The organism is Streptomyces sp. NPDC057253 (assembly GCF_042669125.1).
Classification (GTDB): domain Bacteria; phylum Actinomycetota; class Actinomycetes; order Streptomycetales; family Streptomycetaceae; genus Streptomyces.
Genome location: NZ_JBHUXV010000014.1, coordinates 71,686 through 98,061, shown reverse-complemented (window position 1 = coordinate 98,061; position 26,376 = coordinate 71,686). Strand labels below are relative to the sequence as shown.

The 26,376-nt window shown below is 71.9% G+C and carries 21 protein-coding genes; 9 read left to right on the top strand and 12 right to left on the bottom strand.

What is annotated here, in order from left to right:
• Window positions 1-2: 2 nt before the first annotated feature.
• Window positions 3-803 carry an ABC transporter permease gene (locus ACFULQ_RS10665; protein WP_383541052.1) on the top strand — a complete coding sequence of 267 codons (801 nt, stop codon included), beginning with the start codon at window positions 3-5 and terminating at the stop codon, window positions 801-803.
• Between the two features lie 65 nt (window positions 804-868).
• Here the strand turns inward: ACFULQ_RS10665 and ACFULQ_RS10660 are convergent, their stop codons facing one another.
• The 4 genes from ACFULQ_RS10660 to ACFULQ_RS10645 form a co-directional block, all read right to left on the bottom strand.
• Complete coding sequence (locus ACFULQ_RS10660; protein ID WP_383541049.1) at window positions 869-2,113, bottom strand: MFS transporter; 1,245 nt, start codon at window positions 2,111-2,113, stop codon at window positions 869-871.
• A gap of 168 nt (window positions 2,114-2,281) precedes the next feature.
• Complete coding sequence (locus ACFULQ_RS10655; RefSeq protein WP_383541047.1) at window positions 2,282-4,264, bottom strand: PE-PGRS family protein; 1,983 nt, start codon at window positions 4,262-4,264, stop codon at window positions 2,282-2,284.
• 23 nt (window positions 4,265-4,287) lie between these two features.
• Entirely contained in the window at window positions 4,288-5,979 is a 1,692-nt protein-coding gene (locus tag ACFULQ_RS10650; RefSeq protein ID WP_383541045.1) for a DUF2264 domain-containing protein, read from the bottom strand.
• Window positions 5,980-6,300: 321 nt separating this feature from the next.
• A complete protein-coding gene (locus ACFULQ_RS10645) occupies window positions 6,301-7,341 on the bottom strand; it encodes a rhamnogalacturonan acetylesterase (protein WP_383541042.1) in 1,041 nt (346 codons plus the stop codon).
• Between the two features lie 196 nt (window positions 7,342-7,537).
• On the opposite strand from ACFULQ_RS10645, the gene ACFULQ_RS10640 reads away from it, so the two are divergent.
• Complete coding sequence (locus ACFULQ_RS10640; protein ID WP_383541040.1) at window positions 7,538-9,220, top strand: rhamnogalacturonan lyase B N-terminal domain-containing protein; 1,683 nt, start codon at window positions 7,538-7,540, stop codon at window positions 9,218-9,220.
• Window positions 9,221-9,222: 2 nt separating this feature from the next.
• On the opposite strand, the gene ACFULQ_RS10635 is transcribed toward ACFULQ_RS10640, so the two are convergent.
• The gene (locus tag ACFULQ_RS10635; RefSeq protein WP_383541037.1) at window positions 9,223-10,635 is read right to left on the bottom strand and encodes an RICIN domain-containing protein; all 1,413 of its coding nucleotides are present in this window, start codon (window positions 10,633-10,635) and stop codon (window positions 9,223-9,225) included.
• Window positions 10,632-11,732: a family 43 glycosylhydrolase gene (locus ACFULQ_RS10630; RefSeq protein WP_383541035.1), complete on the bottom strand. Its 1,101-nt coding sequence runs from the start codon at window positions 11,730-11,732 to the stop codon at window positions 10,632-10,634. The genes ACFULQ_RS10635 and ACFULQ_RS10630 overlap by 4 nt, the downstream gene beginning before the upstream one ends.
• A gap of 222 nt (window positions 11,733-11,954) precedes the next feature.
• Here ACFULQ_RS10630 and ACFULQ_RS10625 point away from each other — a divergent pair, with 222 nt between their 5' ends.
• Together ACFULQ_RS10625 and mmuM are read left to right on the top strand one after the other, a co-directional pair.
• Window positions 11,955-14,006: an autotransporter gene (locus ACFULQ_RS10625; protein WP_383541032.1), complete on the top strand. Its 2,052-nt coding sequence runs from the start codon at window positions 11,955-11,957 to the stop codon at window positions 14,004-14,006.
• A gap of 169 nt (window positions 14,007-14,175) precedes the next feature.
• Window positions 14,176-15,117 carry a homocysteine S-methyltransferase gene (gene mmuM, locus ACFULQ_RS10620; protein ID WP_383541029.1) on the top strand — a complete coding sequence of 314 codons (942 nt, stop codon included), beginning with the start codon at window positions 14,176-14,178 and terminating at the stop codon, window positions 15,115-15,117.
• Between the two features lie 147 nt (window positions 15,118-15,264).
• On the opposite strand, the gene ACFULQ_RS10615 is transcribed toward mmuM, so the two are convergent.
• Entirely contained in the window at window positions 15,265-16,878 is a 1,614-nt protein-coding gene (locus ACFULQ_RS10615; protein ID WP_383541027.1) for a carboxylesterase/lipase family protein, read from the bottom strand.
• A gap of 844 nt (window positions 16,879-17,722) precedes the next feature.
• Here ACFULQ_RS10615 and ACFULQ_RS10610 point away from each other — a divergent pair.
• Both ACFULQ_RS10610 and ACFULQ_RS10605 read left to right on the top strand, forming a co-directional pair.
• Window positions 17,723-18,766 carry a LacI family DNA-binding transcriptional regulator gene (locus tag ACFULQ_RS10610; protein WP_383541024.1) on the top strand — a complete coding sequence of 348 codons (1,044 nt, stop codon included), beginning with the start codon at window positions 17,723-17,725 and terminating at the stop codon, window positions 18,764-18,766.
• Window positions 18,767-18,954: 188 nt separating this feature from the next.
• Window positions 18,955-19,551 carry a helix-turn-helix domain-containing protein gene (locus tag ACFULQ_RS10605; protein ID WP_383541022.1) on the top strand — a complete coding sequence of 199 codons (597 nt, stop codon included), beginning with the start codon at window positions 18,955-18,957 and terminating at the stop codon, window positions 19,549-19,551.
• Window positions 19,552-19,585: 34 nt separating this feature from the next.
• Here the strand turns inward: ACFULQ_RS10605 and ACFULQ_RS10600 are convergent, their stop codons facing one another.
• The gene (locus tag ACFULQ_RS10600) at window positions 19,586-20,125 is read right to left on the bottom strand and encodes a peptidoglycan-binding protein (RefSeq protein ID WP_383541019.1); all 540 of its coding nucleotides are present in this window, start codon (window positions 20,123-20,125) and stop codon (window positions 19,586-19,588) included.
• Between the two features lie 215 nt (window positions 20,126-20,340).
• Entirely contained in the window at window positions 20,341-21,015 is a 675-nt protein-coding gene (locus tag ACFULQ_RS10595; protein WP_383541017.1) for a ThuA domain-containing protein, read from the bottom strand.
• A gap of 152 nt (window positions 21,016-21,167) precedes the next feature.
• Here ACFULQ_RS10595 and ACFULQ_RS10590 point away from each other — a divergent pair, with 152 nt between their 5' ends.
• On the top strand, window positions 21,168-21,800 hold the full coding sequence (locus ACFULQ_RS10590; RefSeq protein ID WP_383541014.1) for a VOC family protein: 633 nt from the start codon (window positions 21,168-21,170) through the stop codon (window positions 21,798-21,800).
• A 52-nt stretch (window positions 21,801-21,852) separates the two neighbouring features.
• Window positions 21,853-22,254: a VOC family protein gene (locus ACFULQ_RS10585; RefSeq protein ID WP_383541011.1), complete on the top strand. Its 402-nt coding sequence runs from the start codon at window positions 21,853-21,855 to the stop codon at window positions 22,252-22,254.
• Here the strand turns inward: ACFULQ_RS10585 and ACFULQ_RS10580 are convergent.
• Complete coding sequence (locus tag ACFULQ_RS10580; protein WP_383541009.1) at window positions 22,237-22,902, bottom strand: DUF6597 domain-containing transcriptional factor; 666 nt, start codon at window positions 22,900-22,902, stop codon at window positions 22,237-22,239. The genes ACFULQ_RS10585 and ACFULQ_RS10580 overlap by 18 nt on opposite strands.
• 17 nt (window positions 22,903-22,919) lie before the next feature.
• Complete coding sequence (locus tag ACFULQ_RS10575; protein WP_383541006.1) at window positions 22,920-23,858, bottom strand: AraC family transcriptional regulator; 939 nt, start codon at window positions 23,856-23,858, stop codon at window positions 22,920-22,922.
• Between the two features lie 81 nt (window positions 23,859-23,939).
• Here ACFULQ_RS10575 and ACFULQ_RS10570 point away from each other — a divergent pair, with 81 nt between their 5' ends.
• The gene (locus ACFULQ_RS10570) at window positions 23,940-24,776 is read left to right on the top strand and encodes an NmrA family NAD(P)-binding protein (protein ID WP_383541004.1); all 837 of its coding nucleotides are present in this window, start codon (window positions 23,940-23,942) and stop codon (window positions 24,774-24,776) included.
• An 85-nt stretch (window positions 24,777-24,861) separates the two neighbouring features.
• On the opposite strand, the gene ACFULQ_RS10565 is transcribed toward ACFULQ_RS10570, so the two are convergent.
• A complete protein-coding gene (locus ACFULQ_RS10565) occupies window positions 24,862-26,007 on the bottom strand; it encodes a YihY/virulence factor BrkB family protein (protein ID WP_383541001.1) in 1,146 nt (381 codons plus the stop codon).
• Window positions 26,008-26,376: the final 369 nt, after the last annotated feature.

Genomic DNA, 26,376 nt, shown 5'->3' with positions numbered 1-26,376 from the left:
CTGTGAACGGCATGCGGATCGCGTGGCGCGTCACGCGGCTCAACTTCCGTGCGCAGCTGGAGTACCGGACCGAGTTCCTGCTGATGATCGCGATCGGGGCGATCTGGCAGGTGTCGGTGATCGTGTTCGCCACGGTGCTGCTCACCCGGTTCACCGGAATGGGCGGCTGGGACAGCTCCGAGGTGCTGCTGATCCCGGCGACGCGAATGCTCGCGCACGGGCTGTTCGTGCTCTTCCTGGGCCGTGTGCACGGCTCCGGCCGGCAGATCCAGGAGGGCAGGATCGACATCTACCTGACCCGCCCGATGCCGGTGCACCGCCAGCTCCAGCTGGAGTTCTTCCCGACGAACGCGATCGGCGACCTGACGGTGGCGGTGGGCCTGATGATCGGCGCCCTGAGCCGCAGCCAGCTCGACTGGACGCCGGGCCGGATCTCCTACCTGATCGCGGCGGTCATCGGCGGCATGTTCCTGGAGGCGGCCCTCTTCACGGCGATCACCTGTGCGGGCCTGCGCTTCCCGGCGGCCGACTACTGGAGCCGCTGGCTGGAGGAACTCCTCGGCACCTTCGGCAGCTACCCCCTGAACGTCCTCCCCAAGGCAGTGGGCGGCCTGCTGACCTACGGCCTCCCCCTCGCCTTCGTGGCCTACTTCCCGGCAGCGGTCCTGACCGGCCACGGCCACGACACGGGCGCCCCGTACTGGCTGGCGGCCCTGTCACCCCTGGTGGGCGTGGCGGCGTATCTGGGCTCACGGGTGCTGTGGCGGTGGAGCCTTCGGCACTATGCGGGGATCAACGGCTGACTCGCGGGCCGCGCGCCGCGGGCCGCGGGCCGCGGGCCGGGTGCGGGGATGCGCGGGGCCCACTGTCAGGCCCGGCGGATCGGGGTCAGCAGGGCGGCTGTTGCTGTCAGTACGCAGCAGGCGCCCGCCGTCAGGGCGACCGGGGTCGTGCCCCGGTGTTCCGCTGCCCAGGTGAGGGTGGCGGCGCCGAGGGGGGCGGCGGCGTAGTGGAGGGTCCAGAAGGCCGAGGTGACGCGGCCCAGGAGGGGTTCGGGGGTGATCTCCTGGCGCAGGGACATGGAGCAGGTGCCCGCCATGCCGCCGCCGGCGAGGAAGAGGGCGAACAGGAGGGCGACCACGGGGACTTCGTCGGCCCAGGCGATGCCGGCGAAGGCGAGGCCGCACAGCGCGACGGAGCCGGTCCACACCACGCCGAAGCCGAACCAGCGGCGGACCCGGGCCACCAGCAGCGCCCCCGTGATGGTGCCGAGCGCGCCCACCGCCATGACGGTGCCGACCGTGCCGTCGTCGTGGCCGAGGTCGTGCTTGAGGTGGTAGATCACCAGGTCGTTGAGGCCGAGGGTGAGGAAGCTGAACCCGAACAGCAGCACGGTGAGCGAGCGCAGCACCGGCTGTTCGCGCAGGAAGGCCGCTCCGGTGCGCAGGTCCCGCCACAGCCCGGTGCGTGCGGACGGTTCGGCGGGGCGGGGCCGGAACCGCACGAACGCCGTGCAGAGCGCCGACACCCCGAAGCTGGCCGCGTCCACGCCGACCGCGGTGGCGGGCCCCGTCCAGGCCGCGACCACTCCCGCGCACACCGGTCCCAGCACTCCGGCCGCGGCGGCGGTGGCGTTCAACCGCCCGTTGGCCTCGGTGAGTCGACCGGTGCCGACGAGACTCCGCACGACCGTGACGTATCCGACGGCGAACAGCATCCCGACGGCCTCGCACACCGGCAGCACCGCGTACAGCAGCCAGACCTTCGGCCCGAGGACCCACACCACCGGGATCACCCCGTACAGCACCATCCGCACCAGGTCGCACCCGATGAGCAGCCGGCGCCGGTCGACCCGGTCCACGACCACCCCGGCGAACACGGCCGCGACGACCGAGGCCGCACCGCCCACCGCAGTCAGCAGGCCCATGCGCGCCACGGACCCGGTCGCCTCCAGCACCAGCAGGGGCAGCGCGATCAGCGCGAAGGAGTCACCGAGGACGGAGAGGGTCTGGGCGGCCCAGAAGCCGGCGAAGTCGCGTTGCCGCCACAGGGGCCGCGCCTTCGGCAACGTACGGCTGTCCGCACCCTCGTCGCGCCGCGCCTCGTACGTCACGCCCCTCCCCCGGTCGTCCGCCGATCACCCTACGATCGCGGGCGACGCGCTCGCATCGGATATTCAGGGGACGCCGACACCCGCCCGGCCGTCGGCGGTACCGGCGGCCTGTTCCGGCGCCGGCCCGTCGTCGACCTCGGCCAGGCGGCGACCTGCGGATCGCCCGTCTCAAGCCCGGAGGGCCGGTGCCGAGGGGCTGATCATGTCGACCATGCGGCGCATGACCTCGGCGGGGAGCGCGGGGTTCCGTGCCGCCGTCTCCACTCCTCCGCTCCGCAGCAGTTGGGTCAGGAGACCGGCCGGCAGGCGGGGGTGGCGGGCGGCCGCGTCGCGGATGTGGTGATGCGGATCCTCCAGGAGTCGTGCCGCTGCCACCGCGGGCAGCCTCGGGTCGAGGGCGGCCCGGTGACGCACTTCCTCACTCGGATCCCGGCTGAGCCGTTCCACCAGGTCAGCGGTGGATCGCGGGTCGTCGAGGGCCAGGCGGCGCATGCGCGGGCTGGGGTCGTCGGCGTAGCGGAGGAGGTCCTGGCGGGGGAAGTTCGGGTGGCCGCGGGGGCGGTCGGGGACCGTGAGACTGCCGTCCCACCACTGCCACACCCGCATCAGCAGGTCGGCGGGCGCGTCGTCGCAGGACTCGGCGAGGAAAAGCTGCACGACTCGGTCCTCGTCCCGGGCGAGGCGCTCGACGACCTCCGGCGGGAGGTGCCGGGCTCGTGCGACGCTTCTGCGGACCAGGGGGTGGGAGGAAGCGGCCAGGCGGCGCATGGCGTCGGGATCGTCGTGGAGTGCGACGACCCAGTCCAGCGGGAAGTAACGGCCGTCCGGGTCGAAGTCGTAGAGAATGCACGCGCGTTGGTCCTCGGTGAGGTCGGCCCGTGTCGACACGGCGAAGCGCACGTCGGCGTCGGGGTCCTCGCCGAGCAGGGCGACCAGGTCCGCGGTCAGACAAGGATTGCCGGCGAGGGAGCGGCGCTCCGCCGGGTCCCCGTGCCGGGCCAGGTGTGCGGCGAGTCCGGGCTCCAGGAGGCAGCTCGCCAGCGCCTCCCGTTTGGCCTCCAGGGTCTCGAACACCGCTCGGGGCATGGGGTGTTCCTGGTGGTGCAGCAACAACACCCGTGCACGCACCGTGTCGTGGGGATCGGTCAGCAGCGCCTCGCGTGCCGGGGTGTCGAGGTGGGGCCAGGCCGCCCGGCAGGCCACGGCTCGGACACCGCCGTCGGGGTCGGCTGCCAGCGCGACCGCGACGGAGGCCGGCAGGCCCTTGAGGCGTGCGGTCTCGGAGCGGACGCGCGCGGACGGATCGGCCGCGAGCCGGCGACAGGTGTCCTCCGGGAGTTCGGCCCAGCGGTCCGCGGCCAGCATGGTGAGGATCCACCGCTGCCGCTCGTCCTCTTCCGCGAGGATCGTCCGGGCCCACTGATCGGGCGTGATGTTCGGCTGGTTCTCGGCCGCCCGGGCACGACGATTCCAGTCAGGGTGGGCCAGGATCTCGTCCACGACGTCCGTCGGCAGTGCGCGGTACATCGCGTACCAGGATCGATCCACCAGCCGGGGCCACAGCTCCTTGGGGGTCGCGGGGTTGAGCGAGAGCCCGTCCGCCCACGCCTCGAGCACCTTCTCCGTGGGCTTCGGCCCCTGGAACAGCCGCTCCCAGGCGGCGGTCCGATCCTCGGGCGTCTCCTCGGCGGCTACGCGAGCCGCCGCCTCCCGCCGCTCCCTGAGGCGGTCGAGGGCGACGAGCCAGACCGCGTACTCCTCGGTCGTGGCACCCACCATGACGTCCCCGTCCAGGGCCAGCGTGAGGAACTCCGGCTGCCCCGGCCGCACGCCCAGCACCCCGGCCAGATCCCAGCCGTCGGTGAGCCGGACGCGTGTCCAACTCCCGCTCCCGGCACCGGAGACGGCGATGAGGAACACCCCGTCGCCGCCGAGGATCCCCGTCTCGGACGCAAGCCGGTACCACTGGGCGTTGAGCTCGGCGACCAGGTCCGGGTGATCGTCCGCCACGGCGACGGTCGGTTCGGTCTGCCACCCGATCATCTGGCGCCACGCCACGGGAGGGGGCAGCACCTCCTCGACCCGCCGCTCCCCCACGACCTCCAGCCCGGCCCGGCCCAGCAGTTCGTCCAGTTCGTCGTGCCCACCCATGATCCTCATCCTGCCCGAGCGGCTCAGTCCCCGTCGGTGATGTGGATCCCGGAGCCGTCCAGCCGGACCCGCGTCCCGGGGCCCCCGCTCCACGTCACCGTCAACTCCCCTGCTCCTACGTCCCGTACGGCCACCGTCTCTCCGAGAGGCGGGGCGTCGGCGTCCGCGGTCAAGCGGGCCAGGGCGGCGAACAGGGTGTCGCCGGGGCCGGTCACTCCGGTCAGTCCGGTGTCCAGCCCCACGGCGGGGAGGAGTTCGGTGCGCACGCCCTCCCGCGGGGCCCAGCCCGTCACCCGTACCGGTGTGCCGGGCTCGGCCCCGGTCACCAGGAAGACGCGTACCTCCACGGCTCCCCGCGCGAGCACCGCGCTGGAGACGCGCGCGCCTCCGGCCGCCGTGTGACGCGAGGCCGCCCATCCCTCGCCGACCCCCAGCGGTTCGATCTCCGTACGGCTCGGATCGCCGTCCAGGATCAGGCTGTTGTCGTACGACGGCGAGGGCTCCGTCACCGTGGAGTAGGCGAGGCGGGTGTAGTACGGGTCGTAACGGACGTCCTCGCTGCCGTGGTTGTGGAGGCGGACGAGGCCGTCGGAACTCGTGGACTGGAGCAGCCAGTTGGGGGCGGCGATCGGGGTGAGCGCGTCGGAGCGCTCCGCCGGGCCCGGTTCCTCCACCGCTGTCCACACCTCGTGGTCGGGCGGGAGGAGCAGGCCGAGGAAGCCCTTGCTCGCCCAGTACGGGGACGCGGGGCCCGAATAGCCTTGCAGCACGGCCGGGTCGGGGCCGTGCCAGCCGAGGGAGAGCAGGCCGTTGGAGTCCACCGCGCCCCGGTCCAGGAAGTACTTCAGCGCACCGGAGGCCAGCCGTCGCGTCTCGCCCGGGGGCAACGGGGTGCGGCCGGTCAGGGCGCCCAGCCAGAGGGGGGCCGTGGTCGCGAAGCGGTACGTCAGGGAGCGGCCCTGGTGCATCGGGGCCCCGTCGGCGCCGAACAGGCGGGCGTAGTCCTGGAGATGGCGGGAGAGGCGGCCGCCGTACAGGTCCAGCAGCCGGTCGTCCCGGGCTAGCCAGGCGTGCAGCACCGGATAGAGGTGCATGGCCCAGCCGTTGTAGTAGTCGAACTTACGGCCGTCGCCGTCGGTGTACCAGCCGTCGCCGACGTACCACTGCTCGATGCGCGTCAGGCCCCGGTCGATCGCCTTGCGGCACGCCTCGGGCTCGTACCCGACCGACTCCAGGAAGCCGGCGACGGTGACCGGGAACAGCTCCCAGTTGCAGGGCCAGGCCTCGGCGGTCAGCGCGTCCCCGAGCCAGGCCGCGGCCCGTTGCCGTACGCCGTCGTCGAGGCGGTCCCAGAGCGACTCGCAGGTCAGGCGCAGCGCGAAGGCGATCGACGCCGCCTCGACCAGCGGCTGGGTACGGTCCTCGATGCGCGGCCAGACGCCGGACACGCCAGCCGCGAGGCCGTCGGCGTACCGCTGGAGCGTGGTCTCGTCCGGGCGGAAAGCGGCCAGCAGGAGCGTGCGGGCGTAGCCCTCCAGGCCGTCGGAGAGGCGGCCCGTCCAGCTCTGGCGGTCGCCGGGGAAGTGGTAGAGGGCGCGGTCCTCGGTGGCGTACGGTTCCACGGCCGCGAGCAGGGCGTCGGCGGCGGCCTCCCAATGAGCGCGGGTGTAACCGGTGTACGGGCTGAGGGTGCGGTCCTCGGGAGGCAGGTGCATCGCTTCTTCCTTCTGGGCGGCTCAGTGGCTCAGGGCTCAGTGGCTCAGCGGCTCAATGGCTGAGCCTGTCGGTCGTCGTTGAACGGCTCAGTGGCTCAGCCAGTCGACGGTTCGACCACTCGGTGGTTCAGCCACTGGATGGTCGTCGAACGGCTCAGTGGCTCGGCCACTTGGTGGTGCGACCACTGGCGGCTCGGCCACTGGCGATTGGCTCGGCCACTTGGTGGTTCGGCCACTGGCCCGCCCGACCACTGGCCGACTCCCCCACTCACCAGGCAAAGACCTGGGGCGCCCCGGTTCCGGTCGGGACGCCCCAGGCGTCTATCCCACCCTCACAGCACCCTCCGGCACCAGCCCCTGCGCGAGCAGTTCGTCGCGGACCAGGCCCGCGTACACCGTGGCGCCGTGCACGGAGGTGTGGGTGTTGTCCCTTTTCTCGTTGTACAGGTAGATCGCCTTGGAACCCTCCACGCCCAAGGACTCCACCAGCGCCTTCGTCCTCGCCGTCAGGTCGATCAGCGGGACGTCCTCGGCCGCGGCCACCGAGCGGATCACCGCGGGATGGTCCACCCCGAGGCCGTTGACCAGCAGGGCCGTCCCGTTGTTCAGTGTGCCGTCCGAGTTGAACCAGCGTCGCACGATGGGCGTCACGAGGACAGGGTTCCCGCCTTTCTCCCTCACACCCGTGACCAGAGTCTCCAGGTTCGCCCGGTACGTCGCCTCGTCCGTGGTCTTGTCGTTGTGGGCGAGTTGGATCAGGACGAGGTCGCCGCGGCGGATCAGCGGCTGGACCGTGGCCCACAGGCGCGGTTCGGAGAGGTATGTCACCGTACTCTCCCCGGAGTCGGCGTAGTTGGCCACGGAGACGCCCTTGCGGAGGTACTGGGGCAGCTGTTGGCCCCAGCCGGAGTACGGGTCGCCGGGCTGGTCGCAGACCGTGGAGTCGCCGACGAGGAAGATCTGGTGGGCGTGCCGGGTGGGGGTGACGCGGATGTCGGCGAGAGCGGGGGCGGTGCCGCCGAGTGTCAGGTCGAGGCCGGGGGTGCCGTCGGGTCCCGTCGGTTCGCCCTCCGGCGTACGGACGTCGACGGTGAAACTGCGGGCGGTCCGCTCGCCGGCGGCGACGGCGGTCTCCGGCAGCAGGGCACGCCGGGTCTCCCCGCTGATCGCCGTGCTGGACTCCGCGTCCGAGCCGAGGAGGACCTTGACGTCGTACGTGCCCGGCGGGACGTCGAAGTGGCAGGCGTTCCCCGCGCAGTTGTCGATGCCGAGGGTGCGGCCCGGCTGAGCCTGCGCCGGTACCGCGGTCAGGCCCGCGCCGAGCGTGACCGCTGCCAGTACGGCGAGGTTGAAACGTCTCATTCGAGGCTCCCCAGATCGACGACAAGGCCTGGCGGCTGGACCGTACCCCCACGAGCAAGCGCTTTCCAGCCCCTGAGTCGATTTCACAAGATTGCCAACCTCCAGCGAGCGAAAGCCCTTTCGCGAAATCGATTCAACTGTCACCCTCCAAAGCACCCGCACCGCCCCCACACCCCCTCGGAGGAGGCACCCCCACATGTCCGAGCCCACCGCGAACAGACCGGTCGGACGCCGTACCTTCGTCCTCGGCACCGCGGCCGCCGCAGGGACGGCCGCCCTCGCCGGGCCGCTCGCCCAGGCCGCGTCCGCCGCGAGCTTCGGCTACACCGACGACGGCTCGAACTACGTCGTCGACACCGGCGCGAGCCTCGTCTTCAAGGTCAGCAAGACCAACGGCGACCTGACCTCGCTGGTCTACAAGGGCACCGAGTACCAGGGCTACGGCGGCAAGAACTCGCACATCGAGTCCGGCCTCGGCACCTCGACCGTCACCATCAGGCAGTCGGGGTCCACGATCCTGATCTCGGTCGCCTACGGCACGCTGCGCCACTACTACGCGGCCCGCAGCGGCGAGAACAACGTCTACCTGTGGACCAACCGCGCCGACACCTCGGTCGCCTCCACCCGCTTCATCCTGCGCGTCAAGGCGGGCCTGTTCCTCAACGACGAGCCCGATTCCTACACTTACGCGCCCACCACCATCGAGGCCTCGGACGTGTTCGCCAAGTCCGACGGCCAGACCCGCTCCAAGCACTACTCGAAGCTGCGGGTCGTCGACTACGACTACGTCGGCTGGAGCGCGAACGGCGTCGGGCTGTGGATCGTGCGCTCCAACCACGAGAAGGCCTCCGGCGGTCCGTTCTACCGCTCGCTGCTGCGCCACCAGAGCGCGGACGGCGGCGGCCTGTACGAGATCCTGCACTACGCCCAGAACCAGACCGAGGACGAGCGGTTCGGCCTCCAGGGTCCGTACGTCATCGCCCTCACGGACGGCGGCGCGCCCTCCTCGTCCCTCTTCCCGGGCACCCTCACCACCTCCTGGGCGGACTCGCTCGGCATCTCCGGATACGTCGGCTCGGGCGGCCGGGGCCGGGTCGCGGGCGTGGGCATCACGGGCCGGAACTCCGCGTACCCGTACACGGTCGGGCTCGCCAACTCGGCGGCCCAGTACTGGGGTTCGGCCCGCTCCTCGGACGGTTACTTCTCCCTCGCAGGAGTCCTTCCGGGGACGTACACGCTGACCGTCTTCAAGAGCGAACTCGCCGTCCACACCACCTCCGTGACGGTGACCGCAGGTGGCACGACCACCCTGAACTCGATCGCGATCCCGTCCTCGAACGACCCGGGCAACGCGAGCGCGATCTGGCGGATCAACGACTGGACGGGCACGCCGAGCGGCTTCAAGAACGCCGACCTGATGACCTACGCCCACCCCTCCGACGTCCGCGCCGCCGCGTGGACCGGCAACGTGGTGATCGGCAGCGGCACCGAGACCTCCGCCTTCCCCTGCTACCTCTGGAAGGACGTCAACAGCGGTCTGCTGGTGTACTTCAAGCTGACCGCGGCCCAGGCCGCCGCCTCCCACACCCTGCGGATCGGGGTGACGACGGCCTACGCCAACGGGCGGCCGCAGGTCGTCGTCAACGACACCTGGACCTCGGCGATCCCCTCCCCGCCCACACAGCCGAGCACCCGGTCCCTGACCAACGGGTCCTACCGGGGCAACAACCACACGTTCACCTACAGCGTTCCAGCCAGTGCCTGGCGCACGGACACCAGCCAGTACAACGTCCTGAAGATCAACGTGGTGAGCGGTTCGGGGTCGACGGCCTATCTCAGCGCGGGCACCTCGATCGACGCCCTCGACCTGCTGATCTGACGTCAGGTCCCGCGCGCCCACTGCTGGTTGGTCGCTCCGTTGCACGTGTACGTGATGATCGCGGCGGAGTTGGCGGTGGACGCGCCGTTCACGTCGAGGCACTCCCCGGTGGTACGGGCCTTGATGTTCACGTACGAGCCCGAGGTGACCACCGACCACTGCTGGGTGGTGGCGCTCGCCGAGCAGTTCTCCTGGGTCACCGTGGAGGCGTTCTCCTGGAGGCACAACGAGCTGCCGCGGCCGACCAGTTGGTAGTAGCCGGTGCCGAGGTCCTTGAACCACCACTTCTGGTTGCCGCCGCCGTTGCAGGTGTACTGGCTGATCGCGATCCCCTGCCAGAGCGACTGGTTGGGGATGTCGGCGCACTTGGAGCTGTTGCGGGCGATCAGCGTGTTGTACGTGGCGCTCGTGCCGCCGATCGTGCCGGCGGCCGCGTCGATCGTGACCTCGGGGTACCAGGACATGGACATCGTGGTGGAGGTCGGGAAGGTGAGCGGCAGCCAGACGTAACGGGAGTCGTTGACGGTGCCGCCGAAGGAGTTGCCCCAGCGGTCTCCCATGTACAGGTACGAGGTGCCCGAAGTCCCCTGCACCGGAAGGACGTACGCGGTCTGGGAGTTGTACGTCGTCGAGTCGCCGACGTTGGCCATCGAGGTCCAGGGCCCGGCGAGGGAGGTGGCGGTGGCGTACTGCTGCTGGTTGGCGCTCCAGCCGGTCGCGCCCGAGGTGAGCATGAAGTAGACGCCACCCCGCTTGAAGAGCGCCGGTGCCTCGCGGTGGCCGCCCGCCCAGGGGTTGGCGACGAGGCTGTCGATGCCGGTGTAGTCGGCGGTCAGCTTGTAGATGTGCAGGTCGTAGTTCTCGTTGGCGGCCGAGACCATGTACCCGGTGCCGTCGGTGTCGACGAACGTGGTGATGTCCCGGGACATGTACTGGCCGAGCGGGCGGAAGCTGCCCTGGTAGGTGTAGTTTCCGTCGACGGTGTCGGAGACGGCGACGGCCGCGCGGGCCTCGCTGTAGTCGGTGCCGTTCTCCTTGTGCATCCACATCACGAACTTGCCGGTGGTCGCGTTGTAGACCACCTTGGGCCGCTCGATGTAGGCGGTGCCCAGCTCCGCGGCGGAGGACTGGGTCAGGACGTGGTTCCTGAACTCCCAGTTCTTCAGGTCGGTGGAGCGGTAGGCGTCCACGTACCGGAAGGTGTTGTCGGCGTTGCGGTCCTCGCCGAACCAGTAGTAGTAGGAGCCGACCTTGATGACCCCACCGCCGTGCGCGTGCAGGGCGGCTCCCGAAGTGTCCGTGAACTGCACGCCGTTGGGGATGGTGAGCGCTGCGGCCTGGGCCGGTCCGGCGGTCACCAGGGCGCCGGCCAGGGCCAGACAGAGGGCGAGCAGTACCGCGTGAGCACGTCTCATGACGCGACCTCCGTGTCCGTGGCGGTGTCCGCCACCGGTATGCCGAAGTCCGGGGTGCCGTCCGCGTGCCAGCCGAGTTTCTGGACACGGGTGTGGCGGTTGGGGTCGTTCAGCGGGTCGCCGACGATCTCCTTGTACTGGCGTGCGTGGTAGACGAGGACGTCACTGCGGCCGTCCTCGGCGACGGTGAAGCAGTTGTGGCCGGGGCCGTACTGCTTGGTGGTGTCGTTGCTGGTGAACACGGGGGTGGGGGACTTGGACCAGCTGGCCGGGTTCATGAGGTCGGCGTCCGCGTCGGCCGTGAGCAGGCCCATGCAGTAGTGCCAGTCGGTGGCACTGGCGGAGTACGACATGAAGAGGCGGCCGTGGCGGGCGATGACCGAGGGGCCTTCGTTGACCTTGTAGCCGACGCACTCCCAGTCGTACTCCGGTGTGGAGAGCCTGATTTGAGGGCCCGTCAGGGTCCAGGGGTTCGCCATCCTCGACAGGAAGAGGCCGGTGTTGTTGTCCTGGCCGGGCTCGTGCTGGGCCCAGGCGAGGTAGCGGGTGCCGCGGTGGGTGAAGGTGGTGGCGTCCAGGGAGAAGGTCTCCCAGGCGGTCCTGACCTGTCCCTTCTCCTCCCAAGTCCCTTTGAAGGGATCGGGGTTGGCGTTCTCCAGGACCCAGATGCGGATGTCCCAGACGCTCTCGGCGGGCGCGGAGGCGAAGTAGACGTACCACTTGCCGCCGATGCGGTGGATCTCCGGTGCCCAGATGTGGGCGCCCATGACACCGGTGGGGTGCTTGGTCCAGATGACGGACTCGGCGGCGGTCGCAAGGCCGTTGAGGGTGCGGGAGCGGCGCAGGATGATGCGGTCGTACTCGGGGGCGGTGGCCGTGAAGTAGTAGAAGCCGTCGGAGTGGCGGTGGATGTACGGGTCCGCGCGGTGGCGGACGAGGGGGTTCACGAAGGGAGCGGCCTTCTTCGGGCGAGCGGCGGCCTGGGCGGCTGTGGGGGTCGCGGCCTGGGCGGCTGTGGGGGTCGCGGCCAGGGTGCCCGCGGCCAGGGCGCCCTTCAGCAGCAGTCGTCGGTCCGGGACTTGGGGGGTGCGGCTCATGCGCACTGCCTCTCGGGTGGGGGTGTCCTGAGAGCGATGTTCGATATTGAGAACATCTGTTGTTATTGCGAACAGCCGAAAGGTACGGCTGGGGAAGGTGGGGGTCAACGGGTTGGACGCGACAAAAGAAGGCGCTTTCTGCGCGCCAGATTTCTGTTATCGGTCCGACCTCCGCCCGTCTCCGATCATGTGCGCAGCCAAACCCATACGACAGCAGCGGCCATGGGCGCCCTCGTAGCCCTCCTGGCCTCGGCTCCCCCGGCCCTGGCCGCCGGTCCCCGGGACGTCACCGCCGATGTGCTCGCGGACCGGAACGTCACACTGACCGGCGACACCGTCGTCACCGTCCCGCCCGGGACGACCACGTACGACGGGGTGTTCAGCGGCCGGGGCACCCTCACCGTTCGCGGCACCGGGACCCTGGTCCTCACCCGGGACAGCGACTTCACGCTGCCCTCCTCCCGGCAGCGGGTGCTGATCCGGGGCGGCAACCACCCGTACGTCACCACGACCGCCGCGGACCCGCCCGCGATCACGGTCGAGCGCGGGGCGACGCTCCAGTACGGCAACGGCGGCACGACCGGCCTGATCGGCCACTTCCCCTACGGCACCCCGGCGTTCCGGCTGAACCAGGACAACATCCGGGTCGACGGCACCCTGCGGGTGTCCCTCACGAGCGCCTACAACCTGGGCACGGTCAGCGGCTCCGGTCTGATCACCCAGCCGCGCTTCCTCTGGGGAACCTGGGACCTGACCTCCGGCCCGTTCTCCGGGGTGATCGACAACGGTACGCAGGTCAACGCGGGCCGGCCCGAGTACGCGACCTCGCTGCCGAACGTCCGCAAGGTGCTCAACCAGGGCACCTGGACCGTGGACACCCCGCTGGGCGAGACCGTCACCCAGCGGATGGACTTCTACCAGCGCGAGTACGGCAGCGACATCAACGTCCAGTCCCGGCCCGGCGGCAAGGTGATCCTCACGGGCCAGTACAGCTGGTCGAACCAGGGCGGCGACACGAACCCGTCCCTCAGCGACCCCGCCCTGAACTGGACGCCCGCCGTCAAGAACGTCAACAAGCGCGGCACCAACATCAAGGGCGCGAACGTCCAGTGGGGCGACGGGACGACGAGCCGGATCTTCATGCCGGGCACGGCGAAGACGGTCTACATCAACCTCCTCGCGGCGCGCTCCCGTTCGCTGCTGACCTTCGACTACAACGGCCCGGTGACGCTGGGCGCCCCCATCGGCGGCGGCCGCTTCCACGACACGCTGTCCGCGCCCGGCGCGGGTGACATCGTCATCAAGGGGACGAAGGGCAACGACGTCACCTTCGCCGCCGTCCAGTACTACGACGGCTCCACCACCGTCGAGAAGAACGCCGTGCTCCGCCTGGGCAGCGGCAGGCCCGGGGGCGACGGGGGCCTGTACACCGGGGGCGCCCTCTACAGGGTCGTGAACGACGGCTCGCTCGTCGTCGACAACACGAGCAGGCCCCTGACCCTGTCCCGGATCAGCGGCAGCGGTTCCCTCACGCAGGCGGGCAGGGCGACGACGACACTGACCGGCGGGGCGGTGACGTACACCGGGACGACGACGGTCAGGAACGGCACCCTGGCCCTGCGTGGGGGAGCAACTCTGTTCCACAGCAAGGGAATCCGGCTCACCTCGACGGCCGCGCGGCTGGACGCGGGGACGGCGGGGCTGCGGGTGGTGTCCTCGCTGTCCGGGAGGGGGACGGTGAAGGGTTCGGTGACCAACGACGGTGTGATCACGGGTGGGTTGACCGTCACGGGCGGCTACACGCAGAGTGCCGGGGGCGAACTGGTGCTGTCGAAAAGCCCGTTGAAGGTGTCGGGGGCGGTGCGGCTGGCCGGTGACCTCGATCTGACGGTGGCCGGGACGTCTCCGGGGCGCACCATCACTGTCCTGGACCACCGGGGCGGTGCGAGAACGGCGGGCGCCTTCAAGGGACTCAGGGAGGGCACGCGGCTGAAGCTCGCCGACACGACCTACCGGATCAGCTATCGGGGCGGCGACGGCAACGACGTCGTACTGACGGCGGTCACGGCGAGCGCCTCGGCGAGTGTCCGTTCCGACACCACGCCGTCGGCGCAGGTCGCGGCACCCCGCACGACGAGCGCGGAGACCGAGGGCCTCGGCTGGTGGCCGTACGTCCTGGCACTGGGCTTGCTGGGCGGCCTGGTGGTTCCTCCGACGATGCGGCTGCGAGGACGGCGAGGTCGGGGCGGGGGCGGGCGGCACGCGGCGCACTGAGACGCTGCCGGGGTCCTCGGACACCCACCCCTCGAACCACTACCCGCGCGCGTTCCGGAAGCAGCCGGTCGTCGGGTTGCCGGGCAGAGCGTGGTTCCGCATGGTGGACCCAGTGTTCGCCCAACGGACCGCCGCGATCCACTCCCGTCGGTTCGGTTAGCGTCGAGGGATGACCAGCGATACTCCGGAAGTCCCCGACGCCCTCGCCCGCCCCTTCGTCGAGGCCCTCGCCGCCGGGCCGGTCGTGCTCGACGGCGGTATGTCCAATCAGCTGGAGTCCGCCGGGCACGACCTGGGTGACGAGCTGTGGTCGGCGCGACTGCTCGCGGAGCGGCCCGAGGCGATCGTCGAGGCGCATCTCGCGTACTACGAGGCGGGCGCGGACGTGGCGATCACCTCCAGCTACCAGGCCACCTTCGAGGGGTTCGCCAAGCGTGGGGTCGGGCAGGAGCGGGCCGCCGAACTGCTCGCCCTGAGCGTCGGGTTGGCCCGGGAGGCGACCCGGCGGGCGGCGGCGAAGGGGGTCCGGCGGCCGCTGTACGTGGCGGCCTCGGTCGGTCCCTACGGCGCGATGCTCGCGGACGGCTCGGAGTACCGGGGCAGGTACGGCCTGAGCGTGGCCGAGCTGGAGGCCTTCCACCGGCCCCGCCTGGAGGTGCTGGCGGGGGCCGGCCCCGACGTCCTGGCCCTGGAGACGGTCCCGGACGCCGACGAGGCGGAGGCGCTGCTGCGGGCGGTGCGTGGGCTCGGGGTCCCGGCCTGGCTCTCCTACTCCGTCGCAGGCGACCGCACCCGGGCCGGGCAGCCGCTGGAGGAGGCGTTCGCGCTCGCCGCCGACGTGGACGAGGTCGTCGCGGTCGGGGTCAACTGCTGTGTGCCGGAGGACGTGGCGCCGGCGGTTCAGATCGCCGCGGCGGTCACCGGGAAGCCGGTGGTCGTCTATCCCAACAGTGGGGAGGCCTGGAACGCGGACACGCGCGCGTGGGAGGGCGGTTCGTCCTTCGCGCCGGAGGAGGTCCGCGGGTGGCAGGCGGCCGGGGCGCGGTTGATCGGGGGGTGCTGTCGGGTGGGGCCGGCGGCGATCTCCGGTATCTCGGAAGTGCTGCGGTGAGCGGGGCGGGGGGCGCCTTCTCGCCGTAGTGGTTCTGTTGTCGTGCGGCTGCGGCGAGTACGTGGTTGCTCGCGAAGTTCCCCGCGCCCCTGGGGGTGCGCTGCGCGCCCCCAACCCGCGCCCACCACCGGCAGCTGAGACGAGCGCTCAGGGCTCCTTCAGCGACTCCGTCCTCCCCCAGTGCGGCCGCCGGGCCAGTCCCGTGCGCCGCAGCCGTCGTACCACCGACCGCAGCTCCGCCGTGCGGGCCGGCCAGCCCTCCGCCGGTTCCGTGACGGGGGCGGTCTCCTTCGTGGTCGTGTCCGCTGTCCACACCGCGAAATCGCGGTCCCGAGGGCCGGACTCGACATAGGGGTCGCCCTTGCCGAAGATCTGGACCGGGTGCGTGGCGTCCCAGGGCCGCCAGCCGGGGTCGCCGTCGGCGGCGAAGCGCACCCACGCCCCGTGCATGGCGTCGGCCAGCTCGGTCGGGGCGCCCTCGCCCGCGAGCTTGGCCGACTCCGGGGCGGCGCCGGTGTCGAAGACGAAACCCAGTTCGAGGGCGTGGCAGGCGCCGAGGTCGGGGAGGTTGGAGGGCCAGGCGAACTCGTAGACGTACGACGAGCCCGGGCGGGCCTCGGCCAGGCGGTGCAGGGGGATGCGCAGCAGGTGGTCGGTGACCATCTGGCCGACGATGTCCGCGGTGCCGGCGTCGGGGTGCAGGGCGCGGTAGCCGCGGACCACCTCGGAGCCGCAGTGGCAGCGGGCCATCGCGCCGGCGAGGGCGACCGGTCCGAGCCGGTCGACGCGCTCCAGGAGGCCGCCGGGGACCAGCCAGAGGCGGTACTCGTCGCTGGTCCAGCCCAACATCAGCTCGACGTCCCGGGCCGCCTCGCCCTCGATCAGCGCCTCCAGGGGGTCACGCGGCACGAGGTCGCCGTCGATCACGATCCCGAAGGCCGGGCCGCCGAGGACCGGGCTGCTGAGGCGGCCCACCTCGGCCTGGGTGCGTAGCAGCAGCTCGCGGTCGACCTCGGCGAAGGCCGCGGCGGTGGCGGGGATCTTCAGGCGGGTGGCCATACGGCGCACCATCCGCCGTACCTTGTCGCGGTCGCTCGCCTCGGGCGGCCCGCTCTGCAGGACCGCGCGCCGGAACAGGCCCTGGGCCTGCGGGGCGGCGAGCAGGGCGCCGATGCTGATGGCGCCGGCCGACTGTCCGGCCACGGTGACGCGGCCGGGGTCGCCGCCGAAGGCCTCGATCGTCTCGTGGACCCAGCGCAGGGCGGCGAGCTGGTCGCGCAGGCCGGGGTTGGCGGGGGCGTCCGGGAAGAGGCCGTAGCCCTCGACGCCGAGCCGGTAGTTGACCGAGACGAACACCACGCCGTCCCGGGCGAAGGCGTGTCCGTCGTACACGGGCACCGCGGAGGATCCCCTGGTCAGGGCGCCGCCGTGCAGCCAGACCAGGACCGGCAGGCGGGCGCCGGGGCCGGGCTCGGGCGTCCACACGTTGAGGTTGAGGCAGTCGTCGCCGGGGACGGACGGGTCGGAGAGGTAGTGCGCGAAGGCCTCGGAGTACGGCGGTTTCGGCGCCGTCGGGCCGAAGTCGACGGTGTCGCGCACGCCGTCCCAGGGCTCCGGCGGGACGGGTGGTCGAAAGCGGTGGGGGCCGACGGGCGGGGCCGCGTAGGGGATGCCCCGGAAGACCGCGACCCTGTCCTCGTACCGGCCGCGCACGGCTCCGTACGGCGTGCTGACCACGGGGTCTGTCCGGACTGCTGTCATGTGTCCACCAGCCTCCTCACCGCGCTGCTGCACCGTGAACAACAGAGCACCACATTTCGGCCCGGTATTCCGGTGCAGAGCCCGGTTCGGCGGCTACTTGGGGTACATCAGGGTGCCGAGGCTCAGCTGGTCGAAGCCGCCGCCGACGGTGTCGCCAAGCACCGGTTGGAGTGGCAGTGGAGCATCGCCCGGACGGGGCGGACCTGGCCGCGGGAGGCGCGGGCGAACCGGGGCTGGGGGGTGGCACGGGCCGGAGTCCTGGTGGGCGCACTGTCTGCTTGCTCGCGCAGGGGATCAGCGAGCAACGGGCGGAGGCGCAGGTCACCCTGGGGGCGCGACCGAGTGCGTTCACCCAGGTGGCCGGGCTGGTGCTCCGGTACACCACCGAGTCCGGTCCGGCGCTCGGCCTGACCTGGGCGGAGCCGCGGTGGGCGGCGGGTGCTCAGCCTGGTCGCGCGGGATGAGGGCAGCACGCGGCAGGTCGCGGTGGTGGACGTCGAGGAGGCGGGGAAGCGCCTGCACTCCCGGCGTGAGCCTGGCGGACGGGATGGCTCGTTTCCGGCGTCTCGGCGACCGCGGCGCGCGGGCGCCCCGTCGGCCCGGACCTGGACTTCACCCGGCTCTCCGACGACCACACACCCGAGCTCCGCTGCACGCGTGCGATGGCCAAAATGCACGCGATCGTGTTTCGAAAGCCAAGGCGCCGTAAAGACCCACGAAGCCCGACCTCTTCCCGACTCCACCGGGCGAACCTAGGGTAGGAAGCGCTTACTGTTTCGCGCTTGCCAGGTCGCGCTGGTCGAAACTTTCATGGCCCTCGGGCGGGCCGGAGAGGTGGTTCCCGATGGTCCGCACGGGGAGTGCGAGCGTGGCGGCCGGTCCGACACTGGCGGTCGTGGCCCGGGAGGCGGGCGTGTCCGTGCCGACCGCCTCCAAGGTGGTCAACGGCCGCGAGGACGTGGCCCCCGAGACCCGCCGCCGGGTCACCGAGGCACTGGACCGGCTCGGCTACGTCCGCAGACCGAGGTTCGACGCGGCGAAGTCGTCCGGGCTCGTCGACCTGGTCGTGCACTCGCTGGAGACCTCCTGGTCGGGGGCGGTACTGCACGGCGTGGAGGCGGCCGCCCACGACGCCGGTCTGGAGGTGGTCGTCTCGGCCGGGCTGACCCGGACCCGGGCCGGCCGCCCCGAGCGCGGCTGGCTGGACAAGCTCACCGGACGCGGCTCCTCGGGCGTGCTCTTCAACCTGGCCGAGCTGTCGCCGGCGCAGTACGGCTGGCTGGACCAGCACCGGATCCCGTACGTCCTGATCGACCCGGTCCTGGAGCCGCCGCCGGGCGTGGTCTCGGTGGGCGCGGCGAACTGGCAGGGCGGGGTGACGGCGACCGAGCACCTGCTCGCGCTGGGCCATGAACGGATCGCCGTCGTCGCCGGTCACCAGCGCAAGATGTGCAGCAGCGCCCGCGTGGCCGGCTACCGCTCCGCGCTCGCGGCGGCCGGCATCCGGCAGCGGCCCGAATACGTCCGGCCCGCCGGCTTCGACGAGAGCGCGGCCCGCCGCCGCACGCTGGAACTCCTCGACCTGCCCGAGCCGCCCACCGCGGTCTTCGTCTGCTCCGACCGCATGGCACTCGGCGTGTACGAGGCCCTGGCCGAGCGCGGCCTGCGGGTGCCGGACGACATGAGCGTGGTGGGTTTCGACGACCTCCCCGAGGCCCGCTGGACCAGCCCGGCCCTCACCACGGTCCGCCAGCCCCTCTCGGAGATGGCGGCGACGGCCCTGCGCCTGCTGGTCCGCATGATGGAGGGCGACCGTCCGGAGAGCACGCGGACGGAGCTGTCGACGCGGCTGGTGGAACGGGCGAGCACGGGGGCGCCGCGCGGCTGAGCTGTCCGTACGGGTCCCGTACGGGTCCCGTACGGGTGCCTGGTGTGTGCCGGCGTGCGTCGGATTCGTTCAGCTTCGGTCATCCGTGGGCGAGGGGAACTGGCCGGGGCGGACGGGCGTCGAACGATGCGGCGGGGAGGGGGGCCGCTGCCCCGGCCAGGGCGGCGGCGAGCACTTGGGGGACGACCATGACGCGCTGGCGGCCGCTGCCGGACGCACTGCCGAGGGAGGCGCGGCTCCTCGTCGAGCAGCTGCGGCAGCTCAAGGACCGCACGGATCTGAGCCTCGCGGAGCTCGCCCGGCGCACCGCGTACAGCAAGTCGTCCTGGCAGCGGTATCTGAGCGGGGCCAAGCAGCCGCCGCGGGGCGCGGTGCGGGCGCTGTGCCGGGTGGCGGGCGCCGACCAGGCCCGGCTCCTTGCGCTGTGGGAACTGGCCGACCCGGTCTGGCCGTACGGCCCGATGGCCCCCTCCGGGCCGCCGGGGACGGCGCCGGGGCCGGGACAGGGGCCGGGGCCGGGACATGGGCCGCCACCGGGGTCGGGGCCGAACGGGGTGCCGGGCGCGGTGCCGGATGCGGTGCCGGGGGCACCCGCGGTGGTGAGCCCCGAAGCCGTCGCGGCGGTCGGGCCCCACGCTGTGACGGCGGTCGGGCCCGAGGCCGTCGCGACCGTCGGGCCCGGTGTCGAGCACCGGCGGTGGCGTGCGGCGGCGCTGGTGGCGTTCGCCGTGATCGTGCTGCTGGTGGCGGGGGTGCTGTGGGCGTGGCCGTCGGGGAGCGGGTGACGGTCGGGCCGCCCCCGCTCCCCCGTCGCCGGGGTCAGCCGAGCTGGTCGTAGTACGCGTTCCGCCAGGGTCCCGTGCCCTTGAGCTTCACCCGGTACTTGCCGCCGACCCGCTTGAAGTCGACGTCCCGCTTGTCGCCGTCGTAGCGGACGGTGCCGCCCGAGAAGGGGCCGTGCAGCCACTGCTGGGCGAACTCCCAGCTCTGGTCGGTGACCACGCCGTCGTTGTCGGTGAGGCCGTAGCGCTCCTGCCACCACTGGGTGGCCGACTCGGTCTGCGGGCCGAAGGAGCCGTCGATCTGGCTCTTGGCGAAGTTGTGCCAGTCCCCGTCGTCGTCCTGCCACTGGGCGCCGTCCGCGTACAGGACGGACTGCCACAGCGCGGTGGCGTTGCCGTTGGCGTGGTCGTCGACGCCCAGGTTCTCCTCGTCCTGGAAGTCGTCGCTGACGACGCCGCCGCCGTCGATGCCGTGGTACGGGGCCGCGTCGGCCGCCGGCGCCATGGCGAGGCCGATGGCCCCGGCGCCCAGCAACGCGGCCGTCACCGTCGCGACGGCCCGCTTGCGCATGCTCATGGAAGTCTCCCTTTCCGAACCGCCGTGGTTCCCCCCGTGGTTCCCCCTGCGGCGGCTCGCTTCGCTTGGCACGGCACAGCCTCACAGGCCTGAGGTGCGCACGGCGAGAGCCGGCCGCGTCCCCGGTCCGGCCGGGGACGGTCCGGCCGGTGAACGGCGCTGTGGGCCGGGAGAGCGGGACGTACGGGGACCCGCTGGGACGGGATGGGACGGGTTCAGTCCGGGGTCGACCCCAGCCGTGCCGCCCAGGTGATCCCGCCCAGCAAATGGGATCGGAACTCCGGGTCCGCCCAGGCCTCGGCCGCGTGTCCGAGTGCGGTGTAGAAGACCCGGCCGGCGCCCTGCTCCCGGCACCACACCAGCGGATGGTCCGCGCCCATGCCGCCGCCGTCGTAGGACGACTCGTCGGCGCAGGCCAACACCCTTACGGATCCACGGGGGTTGGTGCGGAAGTCGTACCACTCGTCGGTGAACTCCCATACGGCGGGCAGGTGCCGGGTGGCCGGATGGTCGCGGTCCTCCACGAGGGCCTTGCCGGGCTGGTACGCGGGGTGCTTGTCGAAGCGGGCGCCCAACAGCTCGCCGTAGTACGGCCATTCGTACTCGGTGCAGGCCGCCGCGTGCACCCCGACGAAGCCGCCGCCCGACTCCACGTGGGCGGCGAGCCGCTCGCGCCCGGCCGGGGTGAGCACCTCACCGCTGGTGGAGAGGAAGACGACGGCGGCGTACCCGTCGAGGGGCCGCTCCAGATCCGCCGGGTCCTCGCTCGCGTCCACCTGGAAGTCACCGAGGGTGCGGAGGGCGTCGACGGCGGCCGGGATGGAGTCGTGGCGGTAGGCGGTGGTGCGGGTGTAGACGAGGAGCCGGGGTGCGGAGGGTCGGGAAGCCATGGCCCGAGCCTAGGGCGCGGACACCTCCTCACGCCCACGCCAGGGGCGCCTCCTCACGCTCCCGCCGAGAGCGCCGCTTCCCGGTGAGCCCCATCGACCCGTAGCCGTACGGGTGTTCCGTCCCGCGGCTCCCGGTGCGTAGCCTCGGCGCGGTGAACGCGATTCCCGCACGCCTCGACCATCTGGTCCTCGCCACCCCCGACCTGGCGGCGACGGTCGCCGACTTCACCCGGCGCACCGGCGTCGCGCCCGCCCCCGGCGGTGTGCATGTCGGTCGCGGCACCCGCAACCACCTCGTGGCGCTGGGCGGCACCTCCTATCTGGAGATCATCGGCCCGGACCCCGAGCAGCGGGAGCCGACGGGCCCGCGCCCCTTCGCCCTGGACACCCTGGCCGCGGCGCGTACGGTCACGTGGGCGATCGGCCCGCCCGACCTGGACGCGGCGGTGGCGACCGCCCGTTCGCGCGGCTACGACCCCGGGGACATCCGCCCGATGAGCCGGCGCCGGCCCGACGGCACCCTGCTGCGCTGGCGCCTCACGGACGGCGACACCCAGCACCCCTCCGGCCTGGTCCCCTTCCTCATCGACTGGGGCACCTCCCCGCATCCGACGGCCTCGGACCTGCCCAGCACTCCCCTGCTCTCCCTCACCGCGACCGCCCCGGCCCCGGACGAGATCCGCCCCCTCCTGGCCGCTCTCGACACCGAGCTGCGCCTGACCGAGGGCCCGGTGGGGCTCTCCTTCACGGTGGACAGCCCGCGCGGCCCGGTGACCTTCGGCTGACGTGTCCGATTCCTTCAAGACCGGCGGTCGCGGCCCCGCCTACCGTGTCGGTATGACTCCACGATTCGACGCCATCGGTCTGGTGGCCTCCGACCTGGCCGCCTCCGTCGCCTTCTACCGGCGGCTCGGTTTCCCGTTCCCCGAAGGGGCCGAGTCACAGCCGCACGCCGAGGCCGAACTCCCGGGCGGGGTACGGCTGATGCTCGACACCGAGGAGACCGTGCGCTCCTTCCACCCCGGCTGGCAGGCACCCGCGGGCGGCAGCCGCACCGCCCTCGCGCTGCGCTGCGACAGCCCCGCCGAGGTCGACGCGGTGTACGAGCGGCTGGTGGGCGAGGGCGCCCACGGCGAGCTCAAGCCCTGGAACGCCGAGTGGGGACAGCGGTACGCGTCCCTGCACGACCCCGACGGCAACGGCGTGGACCTGTACGCCCCGCTATCCGGCGCCGAGTAGCCGCCCGAGCGGGACGCCCGCCAACTCCCGTACATCCCGCGCGAGATGGGCCTGATCGGCGAACCCGCTCCGCGCCGCCGTCTCCGCGTACGGCACTCCGGCCCGCGCGAGCACGAGCGCCCGCCGCAGCCGCAGGATCCGGGCCAGCGTCTTGGGTCCGTACCCGAACGCGACGAGGGACCTGCGGTGCAACTGCCGTGCACCGAGCCCGAGTTCATCGGCCGTCGCGCCCACCGGCAGGCCCGCGTCGAGGGCGTTCACGAGGGCGTGCAGGACGGGATCGGGAGGGGCGGCGCGCTCCAGGGCGATGTCTTCGAGCGCGCCGGCCGGGTCGGGCGCCCTGGCGATACGGCTCCGCAGCCGCCGTACCTCGGAGGCGGGCCAGAGATCGGCCAACTCGACGCGGCGGTCCCGCAGTTCATGCGCGGGCACACCGAGGAAGGCGGGCGCGGAACCGGGGTGGAAGCGCAGGCCGACCCAGGTGCCGGGGGCGCCTTCGGTGACGTACGCGCGGGTGTCGGGCCCGGCGACGAGCAGCCGCCCGTCGTGCCAGAGCAGATCCATGCACCCGTCGGGCAGGACCCGTCCGGCACCGTCACCGGTCCAGAGGACGGCCCCGGCGAGCCTGGACGCCCGTTCCGTGTACACCCACCCAGGTTAGGACGTCAGCCTGCCGCCCGCGCCCGAAACTCCTGCGGACTGACCCCGTACCCCCTCTTGAACGCACTGGACAGGGCGAACGCACTCCCGTACCCCACCTGCCGGGCAATGGCGTCGAGGGTCGCGCCGCTCCCCCGCAGCCGATCCGCCGCGAGCGCCAGCCGCCACCCCGTCAGATACGCCATCACCGGCTCTCCCACGAGCTCCGTGAACCGCCGGGCGAGCGCCGCCCGTGACACCCCCGCCTTGGCCGCGAGGGACGCCACGGTCCACGGATGGGCGGGATCGTCCTGCATCAGCCGCAGCACCCGCCCGACCACGGGGTCCGCCAGCGCCGCGTACCACGCGGGCGCCTCCGCCTCGGGCCGGGAGAACCAGGCCCGGAGCGCGGCGATGACCAGGAGGTCGAGCATCCGGTCCAGGACCACCTCCTGACCGGGCTCGTCGCGCACGATCTCCTCCATGAGGAGCGGGGTCAGCGGGCACTCCCACACGTCGGTGGTCAGGGACAGCAGCGGCGGCAGGGCGTCCAGGAGCCGGTTGCTGATCTCGCCGTCCATCAGATAGGTCCCGATGAGGACCACGGTCTCGCCGTCGAGCCGGTCGCCCCAGCTGCGGACGCCGAGGTCCATGGAGCCGTTGAGGGCCCGTCCGTCGGGGTAGCGGCACTCGGCGCCGGGCAGGATCAGCGCCTGCGGGGCGGTGTCGGGGGCGTCGGCGCAGGTGTAGGGGTCGGGGCCGCGGGCGATGGCGAGGTCGCCGGGGCGCAGCCGGAGGCGCTGCCCCGTGTCGGACAGGACGACCGCCTCTCCGCGGACCATCAGCATCACTGTCAGCGGGGCCCGGTCCTCCACCCGGACCGCCCAGGGCGGGTCGAAACACGCACGGATCATGAAGGCGCCACGCGCCCGCGGTCCTTCCAGCAGGCCTGCCAGAGCGTCCATGCGGCCAGCGTAGACGCGCGCGCATGGGAATGAGCGGTTCAGCGATGGTCCCTTGCGGGGCCCGGGAGTTGACTCGGTCGCATGACGGAGAACACGCGGAACACGACAGTGGTGGTGACCGGTGCCTCGGGCCGTACGGGCAGCCGGGTGGCGCGGTCGGCCGAGGCGGCGGGGCTGACGGTACGGGCGGCGTCCCGCGCGCAGGGGTTCGACTGGGCGGACCGCTCCTCGTGGGCCGAGGTGCTGCGGGGCGCGGACGCGGCCTATCTGGTGTATCCCTCGGACATCGGCGCCCCGGGGGCCGCGGAGGCGGTCGGGGCGCTTTCGCGGGAGGCGGTGGGGGCCGGCGTACGGCGGCTGGTGCTGCTGTCGTCCCGGGGGCAGGACCGGGCGGCGGACGCGGAGGAGGCGCTGCACGCGTCGGGGGCCGACTGGACGGTCGTACGGGCCGCGTGGTTCGCGCAGAACTTCAGCGAGGGTCCGCTGGTGGAGGAGCTGCGGCTGAGCGGGGAGCTGGTGTTCCCGGCGGGTGAGGTGCGCGAGCCGTTCGTGGACGTACGGGACATCGGGGACGTGGTGGCGACCGCGCTGGCGTCGGGCGACCGGTACGTCGGGGACACGATCACCGTCTCGGGACCGAGGTTGCTGACCTTCGGCGAGGCGGTCGCGGAGATCGCGAAGGCGACGGGCAGGGAACTGACGTACAGGGCGGTGTCACCGGAGCAGTACGGGGAGAACCTGCTCGGGTTCGGGGTGCCGGCGGCGGAGGTCCAGGCGCTGGTCGAGGCATTCACCCAGCTCCTGGACGGCCGTAACGCCTATCTCTCGGACGGCGTCCAGCAGGTTCTGGGCCGTGAGCCCCGGGACTTCACGGACTTCGCGGCGGAGGCAGCGGCTGCGGGAACTTGGAAGGTCTGACACAGGTGCAGTGAATCTCCCTGGGGGCGCGGGGAACTGCGCGAGAAGCCCCACCGGCCCGCAGCCGACAACGAACGCACCCCCGTCAGGACCCCTCCGGTTTGTGAGGAGGATGCGTCGACCTCACATGCGTCCGCAGGCGGGACGTCACATCCTCCGGCGGCAGGAAGCGCGACCACCTTTCCGGGAACTCCGAGGGCATGTCGGGGTCCTCGGGATCGACGTCGGTGTCCCGGACCGCCGCCGCCGCGCGGGCCACGTACTCCGCGACCTGCGCCTCCCGCACCCGCTCGTTCGCGGCGCGCGCCGCCGCCGTCGCCGCGGCCGGCCAGACCCGGTCGATCGCCGCGTTGACCGCAGCGCCCACCAGGACCGCGAAGGCCGAGACGCCGATCCACAGCAGCACCGCCACCGCCGCGGCGAGCGAGCCGTAGATCGTGGCGCCCTCGATGGTGCTCTGGAGGTAGATGCGGAGCAGGAAGCTGCCCAGGACCCACATGGCGAGGGCCACCAGGGCGCCGGGGACGTCCTCGATCCACGGTGAACGCACCGGTACGGACACGTGGTAGAGCGTCGTCAGGAAGGCGACGGACAGGATGATCACCACGGGCCAGTACAGGACCTGGACGACCGTCGCCGACCACGGCACGATCCGCACCACCGCGTCCGGCCCGGCCACCATCAGCGGCAACGCCACCGAGCCGATCAGCAGCGCCGCGATGAACAGCGCGAACGCGACGAGGCGGGTCTTGACGATGCCCCGGACGCCGTCGAGGCCGTACATGACGGTGATGGTGTCGATGAAGACGTTGACCGCGCGCGACCCGGACCACAGGGCGAACAGGAAGCCGACGGAGATGACGTCGGGACGGCCGCCCTTCATCACGTCGTCGAGGATGGGCTGCGCGATCTGCCGTACCCCCTTGTCGGACAGGACCGTGCGCGCGGCGTCGAGGAGGTTGGCCTCCAGGCTGCTGATGCTGTCGGTGCCGGTCCAGTCGTCGACGTAGCCGAGGAGTCCGATGAGGCTGAGCAGCAGCGGTGGCACGGACAGCAGCGAGAAGAACGCGGCCTCGGCGGCGAGGCCCAGGATGCGGTACTCGATGCACGAGTTGACGGTGTCCTTGAGCAGCAGCCAGGCGGTCCTGCGCTTGGAGACGTTCCGGTAGAGGGCGCGGGCCCGGTGGAGCCGGCCGGAGGGTTCTCGAGGGGATTCGCTTGCTGCCTGCACGACCTAAAGGTATCCGCCACGGGAGCGTGCACTCATCCCCCGGTCCCGGCGTGGGGCACACCCGTGCGAGGAACGCCCGCTCGCGGCCGACCCCTTCATGGCCCGGAAAACGCGTGGCAACTCCGCGGAAATCGTCAAGGAAATCGAACCCCTTTTCTGTCATGAACTCGATGGCCGGATTTCTGGGTCTCGCGAAGCGGAATGCACGGTGGCATATACACCACCCGCGAAGTGAGTTCCCCGGTGACACCCGCCAAGGGCACGAAACGGTCATACCGCCGATGACCGGCAGACCCGCAAGAAAGCGCCATTGACTGAAACGCGCTTGACCCGTTCATGAGCACCTCGAAACAATTCGGATTGCATTCT